The following is a 15903-nucleotide window of genomic DNA, read 5'->3' as shown; positions in this document are numbered from 1 at the left end:
AAACCAATAGCGGCAACAGGAAAATACTAGCCTGTAAAACAATGAATTGCAGGGTGCCTTCTTGGTTAACCGAGTAAAACAGGGATAGCACGCAAAGGGAAAAGTACGCGATCATTGTCCGGTAAACCTTGCTCTTCAGAATAGAAAGATCGAGGTTTTTTTTACGGGCAGTTTGCCACAGGAATGCCCCCAAAAGAAGAAGAAACAAGGCAGACTTCAGGTTAGAGCGCCAGGGAAAAACGAAGGCGTACAGATAGAGGACATTCCCATAAGCATCATGCCAAAGGCCAGACGTTCCCCTAAAAACCTTGCTGAAGCTCATGGTATTTCTCTGAAACAAATTGCCGTAACTCTTCCCTGAATCTTTTTTGGTTGAATCTTTCTACCGAGGCCCTAACGGATAGGGGGTGGTAGGGTAAACCATTCGTTTCAAACTGCTCCACGGCGGCTTTGAGGGCGTTTTTTTCTTGGGCGTAAAAGAAGACCCCGGTGTGGGGAGCAACGGTCTCCAGCGCACCGCCTTTCCCGAAGGCAATAACCGGTGTTCCGCAGGCCTGGGCTTCTACGGGCGTAATGCCAAAATCTTCCTCGGCCGCAAAAACAAAGGCTTTGGCCCGCTGTAGGTGGTCTTTGAGCACCTCAAAAGGCTGGTAGCCCAGCAACACCACGTTGGGGGCGGCCATGGCTTTTATTTTCTCAAAGTCGGGCCCTTCGCCAATCACCAGGAGCTGTTTGTCTGGCATGTCGTTGAACGCTTCCACAATCAGATCAATCCGTTTGTAGGGCACCATGCGGGAGGCGGTAAGGTAAAAGCTTTCTTTACGGCCGGCGGCGGTGAAATTCTCCACGTCTACCGGTGGGTGAATGATCGTAGAGGTGCGGTGGTAGTTTTTTCTGATGCGCCGGGCGATGTAGTGGGAGTTGGCAATGAAATAGTCTACCCGCTGCGCGGTAGCCAGATCCCAGCTTCTGAAACGGTGTAGGATGAGCTTCGCCAGCATGCCTTTCAGGCCTTTGTCCAGCCCGGTTTCCTTCAGGTATTGGTGGTACAAGTCCCAGGCGTAGCGGGCGGGCGAATGGCAGTAGCAGATATGAAGCTGGTTGGCGTGGGTTAAAACGCCTTTCGCCACGGCGTGGCTACTGGAAATGACCACATCGTACCCGCTTACATCCAGTTGCTCAATGGCCAGGGGCATCAAAAACAGGTAATTGCGGTAGTATTTCTGCGCGAAAGGAAGCTTCTGGATGAACGTGGTAGTGACCGGTTTATGAAGAATGTGTTTCCGCAGGTGGGCAGGCATGAAATCAATCACCGCGAACAGACTTGCCTCGGGGAAAATCTGCAAAAGCTGTTCCACCACCCTTTCAGACCCCGAGTAATCCACAAACCATTCATGTACAATCGCTACTCTCACCCCTTTTCTGCTAACTGATGTTTTAGAGCTTGTTTACATTTCATCTTTGCGCTGCAAAAGCCCATAGCAAGAACCAGCGTTCGCTGCTACGCTGCTCAAGAAAAGTTTCCGCAGAACCTTTCTCTGGCCGTTTTCGCTTGCAAACCTCAAATGTAAACAAGCTCTTAGGCTTGTTTTTGGTAAAACTGCTTCAAAACGGGCCCATTGGTACCGGCGCTAAAAGTTCCTGAAACAGCGCCAGGTGCCGGTTTCCCGACTCCTGCCAGGAGAAAAGGCTGCTCCGCCGAACTCCTTTCTTAATCAACGCTTGCCGTAGCGTTTCATCGTTTAACACTTTTTCCATCTGCTGCGCCAGCTCGTTTACGTCCAGCGGATTAAAGTAAAGGGCAGCATCCCCGCAAACCTCCGGAATACTGGCCGCGCTGGACACCAGAACCGGGCAACCGCAGGCCATCGCCTCCAGCGGCGGCAGGCCGAACCCCTCGTAAAAAGACGGAAAGACAAACAAAGATGCGCATTTATAGAGGAATGGCAATAGCTCATCGGGCACCAGGCCCGTGAAATGAACCCGGTTCTGGAGGGAGGGCTCCTGCTGCAGAAACTGAAACACTTCCTGGTCTGGCGTGATAAACCCTTCCTGCTTTCCCACAATCACTATCCCGTACTGGGCCTTTAGCGCTAATGGAAGCTGGGCATACGCCTTTAGCAGCGTAATCAGGTTCTTATGGGGTTTCACATTGCCCACGTACAGAATAAACTTCTTCGGCAGTTCAGGAAGGTGGCTGCGGAGGGTTTCGGGGGCGTTTTCTGGAAAATAGGCCGAAAACAGGGCGGGGTTCACGCCATTGTGAATGACGTGCAGCTTTTGCTCCGGGCACTTGGTGTAGGTTTTGATTTCTTTTTTAGAAAATGCAGAAACCGTCACCACTTTATCTGACCGCAAGACGGCAGCATTCAACAGAACCGCGGCGTAGGCTTTCTGGGCGAGGGGTAAGGTGTGTTGGTACGCCCGGTGGTAGGTGTCATGGATGGTGACCACTCTTTTTAGGGCTTTAACAGGTAAAAGCGGGATGTTGTAGTGCGGCGACCAGAAGATGTCACAGACCGGGATTTCTGTAAAAAGCGCTACCTGCTCTTGCAAAGAGTAAATAGGCGCGTTCACCGGAATAATCTTTCCGGAAGAACCCATAGCCGCTTCCTGCAACTCTTCTTCTTTGCCTAAAAGGGAAATGGTAAAATGTTCCGCTAAAAAAGGAATAAGCTGCCTCAGGTACACCCCAATTCCCGAAGCATGCACCATGCGGGCATCAATCACCAGAGACGGCATGTGCTTGTTTTTTGGTGATGAGGCGTTGCGCCATGATAAAGCCAAACAGCATCCAGTACAAGATGAAATTCACTCTGCCAATAAACGCCGAATTAATGAACGAAGCTCCATAGTAATAGGCGCTTATCCCTAGAAAGGCGAGGCATAATTGCTTGAGCAGAATATTGTCTGTTTTAAGAAATGCCTGCAGCGCATAAAAGAAACAGAGAAGATAAAACGCCAGATACAGTAGCCCCAAAATTGCCCCGTTCTCCAGGAACAACTGAAACCAATACCCGTCGGTAATAAGTACCTTTTCAGGATCTCCGCTGGGGCCTTGTGATCCAATGCCCGAACCCGCCAGATAATGTTCTTTCAGGTAAGCAACAGCGTTGTCAATCATACTGAAATGGCCTTCATTGGAGGAAATAGTGCTCATTTCACGTCCCGTCATCCTGCGCACTAAAAAGGTGTCTTTGTAGTGATAGCCCACCAGCAGCATAACCGAAAGAAAGGTAGTGAGCACCACCAGAAGCTTGATGGTATAAAGTAACGTAAACCGACCGTAGTACAACGCCAGAATGATGCCGCCAGACAAGACAAACCCCACCAGAGTAGCCCTGGTAAATGTCATGACATTGACCATGAGAATGAGGGCCATAAAGATTAGATAGAGCTTTTTTCTGTAGGTAATGTACTTGGTGAAAAACAGGCTGGACAACAGCAGGGTAAAGCTGGCGAAGATGATGGTGTTGCCAATAAGGGCAGTGGGCCGGGTAATTTCCTGCTCATAGAAATGAAAAGTCCCTTCGCCCCTTAACGCCAGAAAAGAGAGGGGCAGCCGGGAGGCAAAAGTGTATTGGAAAACGGCAAATACACACAAAACCAAACCGGCAGTCAGCAGAATCTGAATGCTTTTGGCAATGTGTTTTTCCTTTTGCAGAAGCAGGGGAATATATACTACAGGCAGACAGTAAATGAGGTTATTTCGGAGGCCTAATACCCTTTCCCGCACAGGATTTTCGTCTATAAAGAAGATTTTACTTAACGTGAGTATTAACAGCAAAAGCAAGAAGGCGGCGAAAATAACGTACTCTTTGTCTATCTTTTTACCTGATAAATAAAAGAACGCCAGGGTTAGAAGCGTGTGAATCATGATCAGGAATACGACCAGATCTACCAGCGCCGTGCCCAGGTTAACCGTAGTAAATGAAATAAAATTAGTGACGAAACCGCTGAATAAAAGCGTGAGAATAAGGCTAACCAGCAGCGTATAGGAAAGGGAGACCTTAGGGGTAAACGTTATCTTCATTTTGTGCGGTGTAGGAGGCTAAGTACCCTAAAAGCTCTCTTGAATTGCCCCCGGCCTAACCGCAGGAAAACCGAAGCCAGCAGCCACGTGTACAGGTGCAGGGACTTTTCTGGGTAGAACTTCTTGAAGAAGATGATTTTGCTTCTGATGCCGTGGTAATCTGCCAGATCACTTTTCTGCCTGCCCACCGAATTGGAGCCGATGGAGGCACCCTCTTTGTGGTAAACCTTACTGGCAGCCACATACCCCAGCGAGAAACCAGCTTTTTGCCCTCGTTTCGCCCAATCCAGTTCTTCAAAGTAAAGAAAATACTCTTCGCTTAACAGCCCAACCTCTTCCAGAAACTTTCGGCAAACAAAAAGCGAAGCCCCCACCACGTAATCCTGGTTTGGGTATTCTTCCTCGTTGGCGGGGGTGTCTTTAAGTCCCTGGGCGAGATGGCTGGTGGTAAAAGTAGTTAAATTCAGTTTTCCGCCAATGGCCTGAATGGTATCTGGTTGGTGGTAATACAGGAGTTTGGAGCCCCAGATGCCTATGTTGCTGCCTTCCCCCAACTGCGCCTGCGCTTGGTGCACCAGTTCAGACAGGCTATTAGGGGCCACCACCGTGTCATTATTCAGCAGCCAGACAAAATCAGGGGAGAAGTGATGCAGGGCGAAGTCAATCCCCACGTTGTTGCCGCCCGCAAACCCCAGGTTTTCGCCTACCTGGATGGTGGTAAGGAAAGCCTTTTCTGATGGAACGGAATCCCAATCCTTTCCTTTCCCATAAATTACGTGTTGTTGGAAAGTCTCTAGCTGTTCTACTTTACTCTTTAAATCATACCCGGTAAAATCGCCCTCCAGCAGCCAGGTTTTTATATAAGCAAGGGAGTTATTAGGGGAATGATTATCGACCACAACCATAGAGAAACGCGCGTATTCCAGCTTAAGCAAATTATCAAGGCACTCAATGGTGTCTTGATAGTTACTGTAATGCAAGACAATGATACTTACCCAGGGAAGGTTTGCGGGAAGGTCTCTACGGGCGGTCATTGGTGTAAGATTTGTACGGAATAGGATAGGCAAAACAACTCTCTGGCTACAAATATCTTTCTGAATAGAATCTAAGTAATTAGTTAGAAATAAAGCCTGTTTAGCGTTTTTAATTTTGTTTCTAGTGCAGACATCTGCTGGTGCATTTATCCATATAAAATTTCTGTTTTCGGGCTATTTTCCTAAAATCGGCCCTAAAACGAAGATAGAATCGGGTGCTTTCGGAAAAAAAATATTTTTGAAAGTAGTCCTTCATTTAAACCTAGAAGAGACAATGTAAATGTTCAACCAGAGCATTCGCTGCACCAGATCACTGCTGGGTTATTTTTGGTTTAATGCCTGTTTTGAGAAAAGTAGGCTAAAAACGGGGTTCTTGATTTCTAAGACTGTGAACAGCCCTACGGTAATGAAAATTTCGGTAAGGATAACAGCCAGGGCAGTGCCTTGGGCCAGATAGAAATAACTTAGAAAGGAGTTTAAAAGTAAGTTCAGGAAAGTCCCGGTGAGCAGGGTGGTTCTGTAGCTTTCTTTGAAGCCGTAAATAAGCAGGAACTGGTTAGACGGAATATTCAGGGCCACAATAAACGGCACGAAACTTAAGAGCCGTATAAGACTACGAATCTCTGGAATGGAACTACCCGCGAAGTAAGTGGTTAGCTCATCTGAGAAGTAATAGATGCCGGAACACAACAAAAGAATGCAAAATAAAAAAGGCAAGTGGAGGCGCAGGGTAAATGCTATGATTTCCTTTTTCGTTTTAGATACCAGGGTACACAGGGTAGGGTAAATGGCCTGGAAATAAACACTTAACATTTGCCGTACCGTGGTAATGACCTTTTCGGCCACACTGTAGAACCCCACTATTTCAACCGATGCAAAAAGGCCCAAGATGAGGATGTTGGAGTTGGAATACAGGTTAACTGCTAAATTGGAGATGAAGATGTCTTTCCCCTCCTTTAAATGGTGCCGTACCTTGTGGAAGGTAGCAGGTTGAAAAGCCAGGCCATATTTTCTTTTTATGAAGAAGAGGCTATAGGCGGCCGCCGACATAGTTCCTAAACCCGAATAAAAATTGATGTAAATATAGTCTTCCGGCTTAGTCACAAACAGAACAATCAGCATCAATGAAAGTACTTTAGAGACCGAATTCACAACACTGATAAACTTCATGTCCTCAAGCCCATGAAACAGCCAGACCGGGAATACTGTCTGCCCTATGACCAGCGTGAACGACAAGAAATAAAGGGACGGATTAGTCTCTGGGGTGCTGAAAAGGGCCACGAGCCCCAGCAAGAGCAATAAACTAAAAACCAGCAGAAAACACTTGGTGGTGAGCACCTCATTGTAAAGCGCGCCAATTACCCTTTTGTTTGTTCTGTTTTGGGAGATTTCCTTGGTGGCGGTAAAATAGAATCCATAATCGGTCAAGTTGTTGAAGTAAGTGATGATGGCCTGGGCCACCATTACCCGCCCAAAGTTCTCCAGCCCGATGGTGCGTACCAGATACGGCGAGAGCACCAGCGGAATCAGGAAATTAAGCAACTGCAAGGAGCCAAGTGACGCCATGTTCTGCAGGATTCTGCCGCCAATAAACACTTTGCCGTTTGGGGTGTTTTTAAACAAAGGACAGACGTTGGGTCAAGGATAGGTGCAAAGGTAGCCTTTAATAAACGGAAGCACCAACTGGGAGTACCTCGGGCCCGGGAAAGCTTTTCGGGGACATTCTACAAAGTTTTTCTATTTTTGAGTGCTTTAGTACAACGTAGGTGCCCCATGGACAAACCATCTCTGAGAGAGGAAAGAGTTGCAGATGAAATAGACCTGAGAATAGTTTTCCGGAAACTAGGCTCTTTTTTCAGATCAGCCCTGCATCAGATAAAAAGCGCATTTTTCCTGGTTTTGCGCTGGTGGTTCCTGGTGCTGGCGGTGACCCTGTTAGGAATTGGCGTGGGGTACGTATTGTGCTCGTTGAAACGGCCCTATTACATGGCTTCTATCACGTTGGCTCCGTCAAAAATCAGGAATGAATATTTTGCCGACCAGGTAAACCGCCTTTCCTTGCTGGTGAATGATGCCAACCATGACGTGGTAGCTGCTGATCTTCACATTACCCCCCAAGAAGCTGCCAAAGTAAAATCTGTCAGGTATATCAGTATTGACCATGTAAGGGTGGCCCAGGATAGTGTCATGGAAGGCTCCCCGTTTAGGGTAGATGTGGAGTTGTATGACAACCAGTACTTTGCTCCTTTTCAAGAGGCTCTGGTAGGGTATTTTCAACGCAATCCTTTTTTTTCCAGGGTTACCCAAGTCAGGCAGGAGCAGCTACGGGCCATGGTTGCCAAACTGAAACAGGATATCGCTTCCATTGATAGTATGAAGCAGGCGGCGGTGAACCTTAGAGGCCCGGCCCATGGGTTTGTCTACGGAGAGCCCCTAGACCCTACCAATCTGTACAAACAGAGCGCGGCGTTGTTTGAGACCCAAACCGGTTTAGAGGCGGAACTAAGAAATCTGGAGACGGTGCAGGTGGTGGTGGGCTTCGCGCCGCTTCTACATCCGTCTGGGCCAAAACTGAAGTGGTACCTAGCGCTGGGCACGCTGTTCGGGTTTACCCTGGCGCTTCTTCTTGTATTACGGCTGGAATCCCGTAGAACCAAATGAATGAAATGGTTTATGGGGTAGTTATCAAAAGTATTGTTTTCACTCGCTCGCGGGACGCGAGCGAGCGCTCTGCTTTACGTTTATCAGGTTTCGCTTTTTTGCGTTAGTTCTGAAGAAAACAGCTGATAAACGGAAAGGCCGGTAACTTACCGGCCTTTCCGTTTATCAGCTGTTTTCCTTAAATCTCGGTTAAATCATCTTCTTTCTGATGCAACCAGCTCAGGTTGTAGAGGTCTTTCCGGCGATCTCTCAGGTTTCTTACGCTGCCGGTGGTGTTCAGGTCTTTCAATAGATCCAAATCCAAGTCGGCAATGAGGGTCATCTCAGTATTCGGCGTAGCCTCGGCAATGATGGCGTCGTGCGGGAAGGCCACGTCAGAAGGGGAGAAGACCGCTGATTGTGAGTACTGGATGTCCATGTTCTCCACCCGTGGCAAGTTACCTACGCTGCCCGTGATGGCCACGTAACACTCGTTCTCAATGGCCCGGGCCTGGGCGCAGTGGCGCACCCGCAGATAGGCGTTCTTGGTATCGGTCTGGTAGGGTACGAACAGGATTTTCATGTCCTGGTCAGAGAGCATGCGGGCCAGTTCGGGGAATTCCACGTCATAGCAGATGAGAAGACCCACTTTCCCGAAATCCGTCTCAAAGATGTTCAGTTTGTTACCGCCGCGCATCCCCCAGTATTGTGACTCATCTGGGGTCACGTGCAGTTTGTACTGTTTGTCATACGTTCCATCACGGCGGCAGAGGTAGCTTACATTGTGCAACTTATTGTCAATGTACTCGGGCATGCTGCCGGCAATGATGTTGATGTTGTAAGACAGTGCCAGGTGAATGAGCCGTTCTCTAATGCCATCGGTGTACTCAGCCAATTTTCTAATGGCGGCCGATGGTGACTTCTCATCAGAAAGAGCCATCAAAGGCGCATTGAAGAACTCGGGGAACATGACCAAATCTGCTTTGTAGGAACTCACCGTGTCCACGAAGAACTCTACCTGCTGCTCAAAGTCTTCCAAGGAGGTCATCTGGCGCATCTGCCACTGGATTACCCCAATCCGGACGACGCGTTTGGTACCGCCTACCAGCGTTTCCTTTTCCTCATAATAGACGTTGATCCACTCCAGCAACGAGGCATACGCCTTGGATTCTTTGTCCTGCGGCATGTACCCCCTAATGATTTTCCGGACGTGGAAACCGTTGCTGAGTTGGAAGGTAAGGATAGGGTCATAAATCTCCTTGTTCCGCACCTGCTCTATGTACTTGCCGGGCGTCATCTTGTCTGAGTGCTCCTTATAGCCGGGAATTCGGCCCCCCAGGATGATGCCCCGCAGGTTCAGGTTCTCGCAAAGCTCTTTCCGGGCATCGTACAAACGGCGGCCCAGGCGCAGGTTGCGGTATTCTGGGTGCACAAACACATCTACGCCGTAGAGCGTGTCGCCCTCATCGTCATGGGTATCAAATTTACCGCCGCCGGTTATTTGCTCGTAGGTGTGCTTATCGCCGTACTCTGAGTATTTCACGATGATGCTGAGCGCGGCGGCTACTACCCGGCCCTTGTCCTCAATACAGAGCTGCCCGTCTGGGAAGCGTTTCAGCAGGGAGGAGAATTCTTTTTGAGTCCAGGAGCCGCCAATGGTGGTGTAGACCAGCTCCATGATTTGTTTCACTTCCTTGTAATCAGACGTGGTAAGCTGACGAAGAATTAATTTATGCTCGGTATTTTCACTCATATTTGGTAAAATCAGGTTAAAAACGCTTTCGGCCGCAGGTGATTCCCACCTGCCACTCAGAAAGGCATTCCTTCAAAGTTACGAAAGCTTTAAAAGGCGGCAAAGCCCAGAGGTAATAGGACGTATACGGCGTTTTGCGCTTCTTTTGCTGAAAACAGTTCAAAAACAGCCTTCAACCCCTGTTCCATTGGCTAGGAGCCGTTGTGTAACAAATAGTTTTACACAGTAATTTCCGGAATCTCGCCTTCTACTATTAATTTTCCTTCGGTGGCCGCCTGTATCTGTTCCACCGTTACGCCGGGCGCGCGTTCTAACAGCCTGAACCCCTCTGCTGTTACTTCCAGTACGGCTAAATCAGTCACAATCTTCTTCACGCACTGCAAGCCCGTAATGGGCAGACTGCAGTTTTTCAGAAGTTTGGACTGCCCGTCTTTGGAGGTGTGCTGCATGGCTACAATGATGTTTTTGGCCGAGGCCACCAAGTCCATGGCGCCGCCCATGCCTTTCACCATCTTGCCCGGAATCTTCCAATTGGCAATGTCGCCCCGTTCAGAGACTTCCATGGCGCCCAGAATGGTGAGGTGCACGTGCTCGCCCCTAATCATGGCAAAACTCTCGGCAGAGCTGAACAGCGCCGAGCCGGGTAGCGTGGTCACCGTCTGTTTCCCCGCGTTGATTAAATCTGGGTCTACTTCTTCCTCGGTAGGGAAGGGGCCCATGCCCAGCAGCCCGTTCTCGCTCTGCAAGACCACGTTCATTCCCTCGGGAATGTAATTGGCCACCAGCGTAGGTATCCCAATCCCCAGGTTCACATAATAGCCTTCCTGTACTTCTTGGGCGATTCTTTTGGCAATACCGTGTTTATCAAGACTCATGTTATTCGTATTTGAAAATGAGAAGATGTGTAGATGTGATGATTTGGAAATGTGGTGATGAGGAAATTTGAAGAATTGAAAATGTGGAGATGAACTGCGCCTCTCTTTAAGTTTTATTTTTTTGATTTGGCACTGATGATGATTTTGGAGATGATCTTTTTTATGGATTGAAGGGCTTTCTGAAGATGTTCTGGGTTTGGGTAAGTGGGAGCGCGCTGGCAAAGCAGAAGCCAATATTCTGTTTCATCTGCTTCTTTGGCGGCTATTTTGAACTTATGGATGAAATCAGCTTTGCTCTCCGCATTCTGCGCCTCTCTTACGTTGGCCCCAATGGAGGTGCCACTTTTCAGAACCTGGTTAGCAACCACAAATTTTCTTTGCGCCTCTAACACTTCGGCATATTCAATCAAAGCCACTGAAAAGTCACGCGACAGGTTCAAAACCAAATTCTGAGGCTGCGGTTTCTCCATATTCAAATCATAAGGCCATTATTAAATCTCTACATTCTCACATCTTCAAATTTCCTCATCTCCCCATCTTCAAATTTCCACATCTCCAAATCTTCACATCAAGAAGAGGCAGGCTCCGCCTGCCGAACGGTTCTCTGTTCAATGCGTTTCTCGTAGTCTTTGCCCTGGAAAATGCGCTGCACGTAGATGCCGGGCGTGTGAATTTGGTTGGGGTCTAGTTCGCCTTCGGGGACGAGTTCCTCCACCTCGGCAATAGTGATGCGGCCGGCGGTGGCCATCATGGGGTTGAAGTTGCGGGCGGTTCCTTTGTAGATGAGGTTGCCGGCGGTATCGCCTTTCCAGGCTTTGACTAAGGCGAAATCGGCTTTGAGCCAGGTTTCCATGAGGTACATTTTGCCGTGGAACGCGCGGCTTTCTTTGCCTTCACCCACTTCGGTGCCGTACCCGGCCGGCGTGAAGAAAGCGGGGATGCCCGCGCCGCCCGCGCGAATTCTTTCGGCCAGGGTGCCCTGCGGAATCAGTTCCACTTCCAGTTCGCCGGAAAGCAATTGGCGCTCAAACTCGGCATTTTCGCCTACGTAGCTGGAAATCATCTTCTTTACCTGGCGTTGCTGTAGCATCAGCCCAATCCCGAAATCATCTACCCCGGCATTGTTGGAAATGCAGGTCAGGTTTTTGATGCCTTTGCGCAAAATCTCCTGGATGGAGTTCTCTGGAATGCCGCAAAGCCCGAAGCCGCCCAGCATAAGCGTCGCGCCATCTGGAATGTCCTGGCAAGCCGAGGCGGCATCTTGTACCACTTTATTGATCATCGTATTATTTAAAAAGCGTGGAGTGTATTTTATCAGTTGTAAAGCGAACAAAAGGAGCGGGTTTTTGGCCTGTTTTACGAAAAATAGCCCTAAAACGCAGCGTTAAGGAATGCGGCGGGCCGACATCATGCCGCCAAAGTAGGCCATGGGCAGGTAAAGCAGCAGAGAAACCACCACAAACCAAAGCGGGTGCGGGAAAGCGAATAAGTTGGCAATGCCCATCACCAGCAACAGAAGACCCACGGCTACCGCATGGGCTACGCGTCTGGAGCGTGCGAAGCGGGCAGCCACCATGCCGCCAAAAAAGGAACCTATGGCATAGCCAAACAACACCAGCAGCAAGGCCGCATCAGGTTGATTCGTTAATGCCGCGCCCATGGCCGCCCGGTCATTAAGATTAAGTTGCGTAGGCAAGGGGTAGAGCTGATGGCTCATGTATTCCACCAGACTGATGGTAAAAACCCCAATCGCGGCTCCGCCTAGAACGGCTAGAATGCTTCTGAACATAGCACAAGTAGGTTAAGTGAAAAACCAGCACCAGCTTTCTTCCCCTCTGCCTTTATCGTGTAAGCCTGAGGTGAAGTTACGGATTTACCAGATTTATCCTAACACTTGTAAGGCGGCGAGTTTGTCTTGGTGGAGTTGTTGGGTAAGCGCATCCAGTCCGTCAAAGTTCTCTTCGGGCCGCAGATAGGCGACAAAGAAGAGCGTGATTTCCTGGCCGTACAGATCTGCCTCGAAATCAAAGATGTTCACCTCAATGGTTTGGTGGGTGCCCTGCACGGTGGGGTTGGTACCGATGCTCAGCATTCCCTTGAAATGACCCTGAGGGGTTTGAACGGCAACGGCATAGATGCCTTGGGCGGGCACCAGCTTCAGTTTCTCCTGGGGTTCTACATTGGCGGTAGGGTACCCAATGGTGCGGCCCAGTTGTTTGCCTTGCACCACGGTTCCGGTAAGGGAATAGGGTCTGCCCAGGTAGCGGGCGGCCGTAGAAACGTCGCCGCGTTCCAGGGCGGTTCTGATCTTTGAGGAACTTACCCCCACGGCATCAATGTCCTGCCGCGGGATTTCCTCCACGGCAAAGCCGTAGCGTTGGGCATTCTGTTGCAGGTAATCAAAGCTACCCTCACGGTTTTTCCCGAACCGGTGGTCATAGCCTATCACCAGTTTTTTGGTCTGGATGGTCTGGATAAGGATTTGTTGGATGTATTCCTCTGAGGAGAGCTGGGCGAATTCCTTCGTGAACGGCAGCAGTAACAGATAATCTACCCCAAAGGCCCTGAGCGCGGCAATCCGTTCCTCAATGGTGGAAAGCAGGCGTAACGAATTGTCTTGCGGGTTTAGAACGGTGCGGGGGTGGGGCCAGTAGGTGATGACCACACTTTGCCCATCGCACTGACGTGCCGTTTCTATCAACCTGGAAAGGATTTTCTGGTGGCCCACGTGCACCCCGTCAAACGTGCCGGACGTAACTACGGCATGCGAAAGGGAAGGAAATAAACTAAGCTCCCGGATGACGATCATGGTGCGCCAATTGTTTTTCGCGGAGTTCCTGCAATTGTTCCAAGCTCATGGCATCTTCCAGCCGGTACTCCCCAATGCGGGTACGCACCAACTTGGAGAGATACGCCCCACAACCCAATTTCAGGCCGAAATCGCGCGCCAGACTGCGAATATAGGTTCCTTTTGAGCATACTACCTTAAACGCTACTTGGTTGCCCGCTATGGAAGTGAGCTCAAATTGCTTAATGGTGATGCGTTTAGATTTGATTTCAGCCTCTTCGCCCCGGCGGGCCAACGCGTAGGCTCTTTCCCCATTAATCTTTACCGCCGAGTAAATGGGCGGGGTCTGGTCAATCTCCCCTAAAAACGAGTTCGTCGCTTCGCGCAGCATTTCTTCGGTCAGGTGATCGGTGGGAGCGGTGCTGTCAATTTCGGTCTCCAAGTCAAAAGAGGGCGTGGTATGGCCTAACACAAAGGTACCGGTATACTCTTTTTCCTGCGCCTGAATCTCTTCAATGCGTTTGGTGAACTTACCGGTGCACAGAATCAGGAGGCCGCTGGCCAAAGGGTCTAAGGTGCCGGCGTGGCCGATTTTCTTGATGCGGAGGGAAAACTTGGTTTTCTTCACCACGTCAAAAGACGTCCAGGTGAGGGGTTTGTCCATCAGAAGGATAGCCCCCGCCTCAAAATCATAAGGAGTTTCTTGCATTACACTATCTGTATTTCAACTCCCAAGGCCATTAACAGGAGAATGATCAATCCTACCACTATGCGGTAATAGCCAAACAGTTTGAACCCGTATTTGGTTAAGAAACCTACAAAGAACTTGATGGCGGCCATGGCTACCACAAAGGCCACTAGGTTTCCTATCAGGAGCACCTGCCACTCCTGCGGCGTAATGGACGCAAAGCCCTGCTGAATTTTGGGCAGGTTAAACTTGACTACGTCTGAAATCTCCAGGTGCAGTAAATCTGTGAGCACCGCGTACGTAGCGGCGGCCAACATGGTGGGAACCGCCATGAAAAACGAAAACTCCGCGGCCGATTTGCGGGTCATGTTCTGGGTAAGTCCGCCAATGATGGAAGAAGCGGAGCGCGAAACCCCCGGAATCATGGCGATACACTGGAACAAGCCAATGATGAAGGCATTCCTGTAACTGGGCGTGGTCACCGGGTTTTCCTTCTCTTTAAACCAGCGGTCTACAAAAATAAGCAGAATACCACCCAGCAGCAGACTGATAGCCACTACCTCCACGCGTTCCAGCATGGCATTCACAATATCCTTCAGCACAAAGCCAATGGCCAGAGCCGGAATCACCGCCACTAGAAGTTTTTTGTAAAAATCAAAGGAGTTGATGAACCGCTTCCAGTACAACACCACCACCGACAGGATGGCCCCGAACTGGATGGTGACCGTGAACATCTTGGTAAACTCAAACGCGTTGATGCCCATAAGACTGGACGCAATCACCATGTGCCCGGTAGAGGAAACCGGTAAAAATTCCGTCAATCCTTCCACTATGGCCAGGATGATGGCTTGCCAGATACTCATCTAAACGTTTTTGCGCGGTTTTGCCAGAATGGCGAAGAATTGAATGATGAAGCCAATCACCAGGACAATTGGCCCCAAGGTCAGGCCCAGAAAACCGTAACCGTACGGCGCAGAGTCCATGGCCATCAAAATGAAACCAATGCCCATCACTACCAAGCCCACCAACATGATCTGGTAATTGCGGCGCCCAAAAGAGAAGTTCGGCTGATTTTTGTTTTCCATGCAGGATATTATCTTTAATATAAATCGTCTAGAGAAGCCCGGAGGTATTTTTTCACCGCCCGGTACGAACTGAAAAAGCCCAGCACCCCACCCAGAATCAGCAGAGCGGCCATGAGAATGAGCATCTGTTTTTCATCGCGCAGCAGGTATAGCTCGCTTATCTCGTGGTAGGCGTATTGCAGCAATCCGAAAAGCAGGAGGGAGGCCATGGCCCCGCTCACCAGTCCCTGAAACGTGGCTCGGTTCAGGAAGGGCCGCTGAATAAAAAAGGAAGTGGCGCCCACCAACTGCATGCTCCTGATCAGGAACCGCTGGGAATACAAGGCCAATTTAATGGTGTTGTTGATGAGAATGATGACCACCAGCACCAGAATGGCCGCGAACGCCAACAGCACAATGCTCACCCGCCGCAGGTTATGGTTGATGGAGTCAATGAGGCTTTCCACGTAATCTACCTCGTACACGCCCGTCGTATTCTGAAGGTCTTGTTTGATGTTTTTGAGTTGCTCAGAGGTGGCAAACTCAGGATTGATGCGCAAAATGAACGCATCGCGGAGCGGGTTTTCCCCTAAGAAGGTCAGGAAGTCTTCGCCGCTTTCATCAATGAATTCCTTGGCGCCCTGCTCTTTGGACATGAAGAGAACCATGGGCTGGCTTTCTTCATAGGCGATGTATTCCTTTCGGCCCAGCGTTTTTTTCAGCTTCTCAATCTCCAGGGGAGAGATCTCGCGGTCAAGGTAGACCTGTACCTCAATGTTCTGTTTCACCAGATTGGAGAGCTTGCTGGCAAAAATGAGCAGCAGCCCAAAAGAGCCAATCACAAACAAAGCCAACGTGATACTGAAGATCACCATGGTATGCGGGTAATTGCCGAGCTTCTTCTTGCGGGTATGTTTAAGCGGTTTAGCAGCCATAGGTAAGTGTGCCGACAAAAATAGTAATAATTTAGAAGAAGAACGGCCGAGTAGGCGTTTTTAACCTTATTTCTGAAAAAGAGCCTTGAAACG

At 49.5% G+C, this 15903-nt stretch carries 16 protein-coding genes; 1 reads left to right on the top strand and 15 read right to left on the bottom strand.

What is annotated here, in order from left to right; all coding sequences use genetic code 11:
• Positions 1 to 299: 299 nt before the first annotated feature.
• The 5 genes from HHO50_RS07730 to HHO50_RS07710 form a co-directional block, all read right to left on the bottom strand.
• Positions 300 to 1415, bottom strand: a complete 1116-nt coding sequence (locus HHO50_RS07730; protein WP_181305434.1) for a glycosyltransferase family 4 protein — start codon at positions 1413 to 1415, stop codon at positions 300 to 302.
• A gap of 190 nt (positions 1416 to 1605) precedes the next feature.
• On the bottom strand, positions 1606 to 2742 hold the full coding sequence (locus HHO50_RS07725) for a glycosyltransferase family 1 protein (protein WP_219921476.1): 1137 nt from the start codon (positions 2740 to 2742) through the stop codon (positions 1606 to 1608).
• Positions 2723 to 4033, bottom strand: coding sequence for an O-antigen ligase (locus HHO50_RS07720; RefSeq protein ID WP_181305433.1), 1311 nt, complete (start codon positions 4031 to 4033; stop codon positions 2723 to 2725). Before HHO50_RS07720 ends, HHO50_RS07725 begins: the two co-directional genes overlap by 20 nt.
• A complete protein-coding gene (locus HHO50_RS07715; RefSeq protein WP_181305432.1) occupies positions 4030 to 5067 on the bottom strand; it encodes a glycosyltransferase family 2 protein in 1038 nt (345 codons plus the stop codon). The genes HHO50_RS07720 and HHO50_RS07715 overlap by 4 nt, the downstream gene beginning before the upstream one ends.
• Before the next feature lie 321 nt (positions 5068 to 5388).
• Complete coding sequence (locus HHO50_RS07710; protein ID WP_181305431.1) at positions 5389 to 6690, bottom strand: oligosaccharide flippase family protein; 1302 nt, start codon at positions 6688 to 6690, stop codon at positions 5389 to 5391.
• 150 nt (positions 6691 to 6840) lie between these two features.
• Between HHO50_RS07710 and HHO50_RS07705 the strand changes: the two genes are divergently transcribed.
• Positions 6841 to 7728, top strand: coding sequence for a hypothetical protein (locus HHO50_RS07705; RefSeq protein ID WP_181305430.1), 888 nt, complete (start codon positions 6841 to 6843; stop codon positions 7726 to 7728).
• A gap of 178 nt (positions 7729 to 7906) precedes the next feature.
• Here HHO50_RS07705 and HHO50_RS07700 read toward each other — a convergent pair whose 3' ends face one another.
• From HHO50_RS07700 to HHO50_RS07655, 10 genes are all read right to left on the bottom strand, one after another.
• Complete coding sequence (locus HHO50_RS07700) at positions 7907 to 9460, bottom strand: bifunctional GNAT family N-acetyltransferase/carbon-nitrogen hydrolase family protein (RefSeq protein ID WP_181305429.1); 1554 nt, start codon at positions 9458 to 9460, stop codon at positions 7907 to 7909.
• Between the two features lie 218 nt (positions 9461 to 9678).
• Positions 9679 to 10335: a 3-oxoacid CoA-transferase subunit B gene (locus HHO50_RS07695; RefSeq protein ID WP_181305428.1), complete on the bottom strand. Its 657-nt coding sequence runs from the start codon at positions 10333 to 10335 to the stop codon at positions 9679 to 9681.
• A gap of 113 nt (positions 10336 to 10448) precedes the next feature.
• A complete protein-coding gene (locus HHO50_RS07690; protein WP_181305427.1) occupies positions 10449 to 10805 on the bottom strand; it encodes a four helix bundle protein in 357 nt (118 codons plus the stop codon).
• A gap of 98 nt (positions 10806 to 10903) precedes the next feature.
• Positions 10904 to 11617, bottom strand: coding sequence for a CoA transferase subunit A (locus HHO50_RS07685; RefSeq protein WP_181305426.1), 714 nt, complete (start codon positions 11615 to 11617; stop codon positions 10904 to 10906).
• A gap of 102 nt (positions 11618 to 11719) precedes the next feature.
• Entirely contained in the window at positions 11720 to 12124 is a 405-nt protein-coding gene (locus HHO50_RS07680; protein ID WP_181305425.1) for a hypothetical protein, read from the bottom strand.
• Positions 12125 to 12217: 93 nt separating this feature from the next.
• Positions 12218 to 13144: a bifunctional riboflavin kinase/FAD synthetase gene (locus HHO50_RS07675; protein ID WP_181305424.1), complete on the bottom strand. Its 927-nt coding sequence runs from the start codon at positions 13142 to 13144 to the stop codon at positions 12218 to 12220.
• Positions 13122 to 13832, bottom strand: a complete 711-nt coding sequence (truB, locus tag HHO50_RS07670) for a tRNA pseudouridine(55) synthase TruB (protein ID WP_181305423.1) — start codon at positions 13830 to 13832, stop codon at positions 13122 to 13124. Before truB ends, HHO50_RS07675 begins: the two co-directional genes overlap by 23 nt.
• Complete coding sequence (locus HHO50_RS07665) at positions 13832 to 14674, bottom strand: undecaprenyl-diphosphate phosphatase (RefSeq protein WP_181305422.1); 843 nt, start codon at positions 14672 to 14674, stop codon at positions 13832 to 13834. Before HHO50_RS07665 ends, truB begins: the two co-directional genes overlap by 1 nt.
• Positions 14675 to 14896, bottom strand: a complete 222-nt coding sequence (locus HHO50_RS07660; protein WP_181305421.1) for a DUF3098 domain-containing protein — start codon at positions 14894 to 14896, stop codon at positions 14675 to 14677.
• Between the two features lie 14 nt (positions 14897 to 14910).
• On the bottom strand, positions 14911 to 15810 hold the full coding sequence (locus HHO50_RS07655) for an ABC transporter permease (protein WP_181305420.1): 900 nt from the start codon (positions 15808 to 15810) through the stop codon (positions 14911 to 14913).
• Positions 15811 to 15903: the final 93 nt, after the last annotated feature.

The organism is Rufibacter sp. XAAS-G3-1, from assembly GCF_013623775.1.
Classification (GTDB): domain Bacteria; phylum Bacteroidota; class Bacteroidia; order Cytophagales; family Hymenobacteraceae; genus Nibribacter.
The sequence above is the reverse complement of the archived record's forward strand: the minus strand, read 5'-3'. Positions and strand labels throughout refer to the sequence as shown.

Bases quoted from the DNA above. Each gene is read 5' to 3' on its own strand.
- HHO50_RS07725 (WP_219921476.1), bottom strand. From the start codon at position 2,742: ATGCCGTCTCTGGTGATTGATGCCCGCATGGTGCATGCTTCGGGAATT.
- HHO50_RS07720 (WP_181305433.1), bottom strand. From the start codon at position 4,033: ATGAAGATAACGTTTACCCCTAAGGTCTCCCTTTCCTATACGCTGCTG.
- HHO50_RS07715 (WP_181305432.1), bottom strand. From the start codon at position 5,067: ATGACCGCCCGTAGAGACCTTCCCGCAAACCTTCCCTGGGTAAGTATC.
- HHO50_RS07705 (WP_181305430.1), top strand. From the start codon at position 6,841: ATGGACAAACCATCTCTGAGAGAGGAAAGAGTTGCAGATGAAATAGAC.
- HHO50_RS07700 (WP_181305429.1), bottom strand. From the start codon at position 9,460: ATGAGTGAAAATACCGAGCATAAATTAATTCTTCGTCAGCTTACCACG.
- HHO50_RS07695 (WP_181305428.1), bottom strand. From the start codon at position 10,335: ATGAGTCTTGATAAACACGGTATTGCCAAAAGAATCGCCCAAGAAGTA.
- HHO50_RS07690 (WP_181305427.1), bottom strand. From the start codon at position 10,805: ATGGAGAAACCGCAGCCTCAGAATTTGGTTTTGAACCTGTCGCGTGAC.
- HHO50_RS07685 (WP_181305426.1), bottom strand. From the start codon at position 11,617: ATGATCAATAAAGTGGTACAAGATGCCGCCTCGGCTTGCCAGGACATT.
- HHO50_RS07680 (WP_181305425.1), bottom strand. From the start codon at position 12,124: ATGTTCAGAAGCATTCTAGCCGTTCTAGGCGGAGCCGCGATTGGGGTT.
- HHO50_RS07675 (WP_181305424.1), bottom strand. From the start codon at position 13,144: ATGATCGTCATCCGGGAGCTTAGTTTATTTCCTTCCCTTTCGCATGCC.
- truB (WP_181305423.1), bottom strand. From the start codon at position 13,832: ATGCAAGAAACTCCTTATGATTTTGAGGCGGGGGCTATCCTTCTGATG.
- HHO50_RS07665 (WP_181305422.1), bottom strand. From the start codon at position 14,674: ATGAGTATCTGGCAAGCCATCATCCTGGCCATAGTGGAAGGATTGACG.
- HHO50_RS07660 (WP_181305421.1), bottom strand. From the start codon at position 14,896: ATGGAAAACAAAAATCAGCCGAACTTCTCTTTTGGGCGCCGCAATTAC.
- HHO50_RS07655 (WP_181305420.1), bottom strand. From the start codon at position 15,810: ATGGCTGCTAAACCGCTTAAACATACCCGCAAGAAGAAGCTCGGCAAT.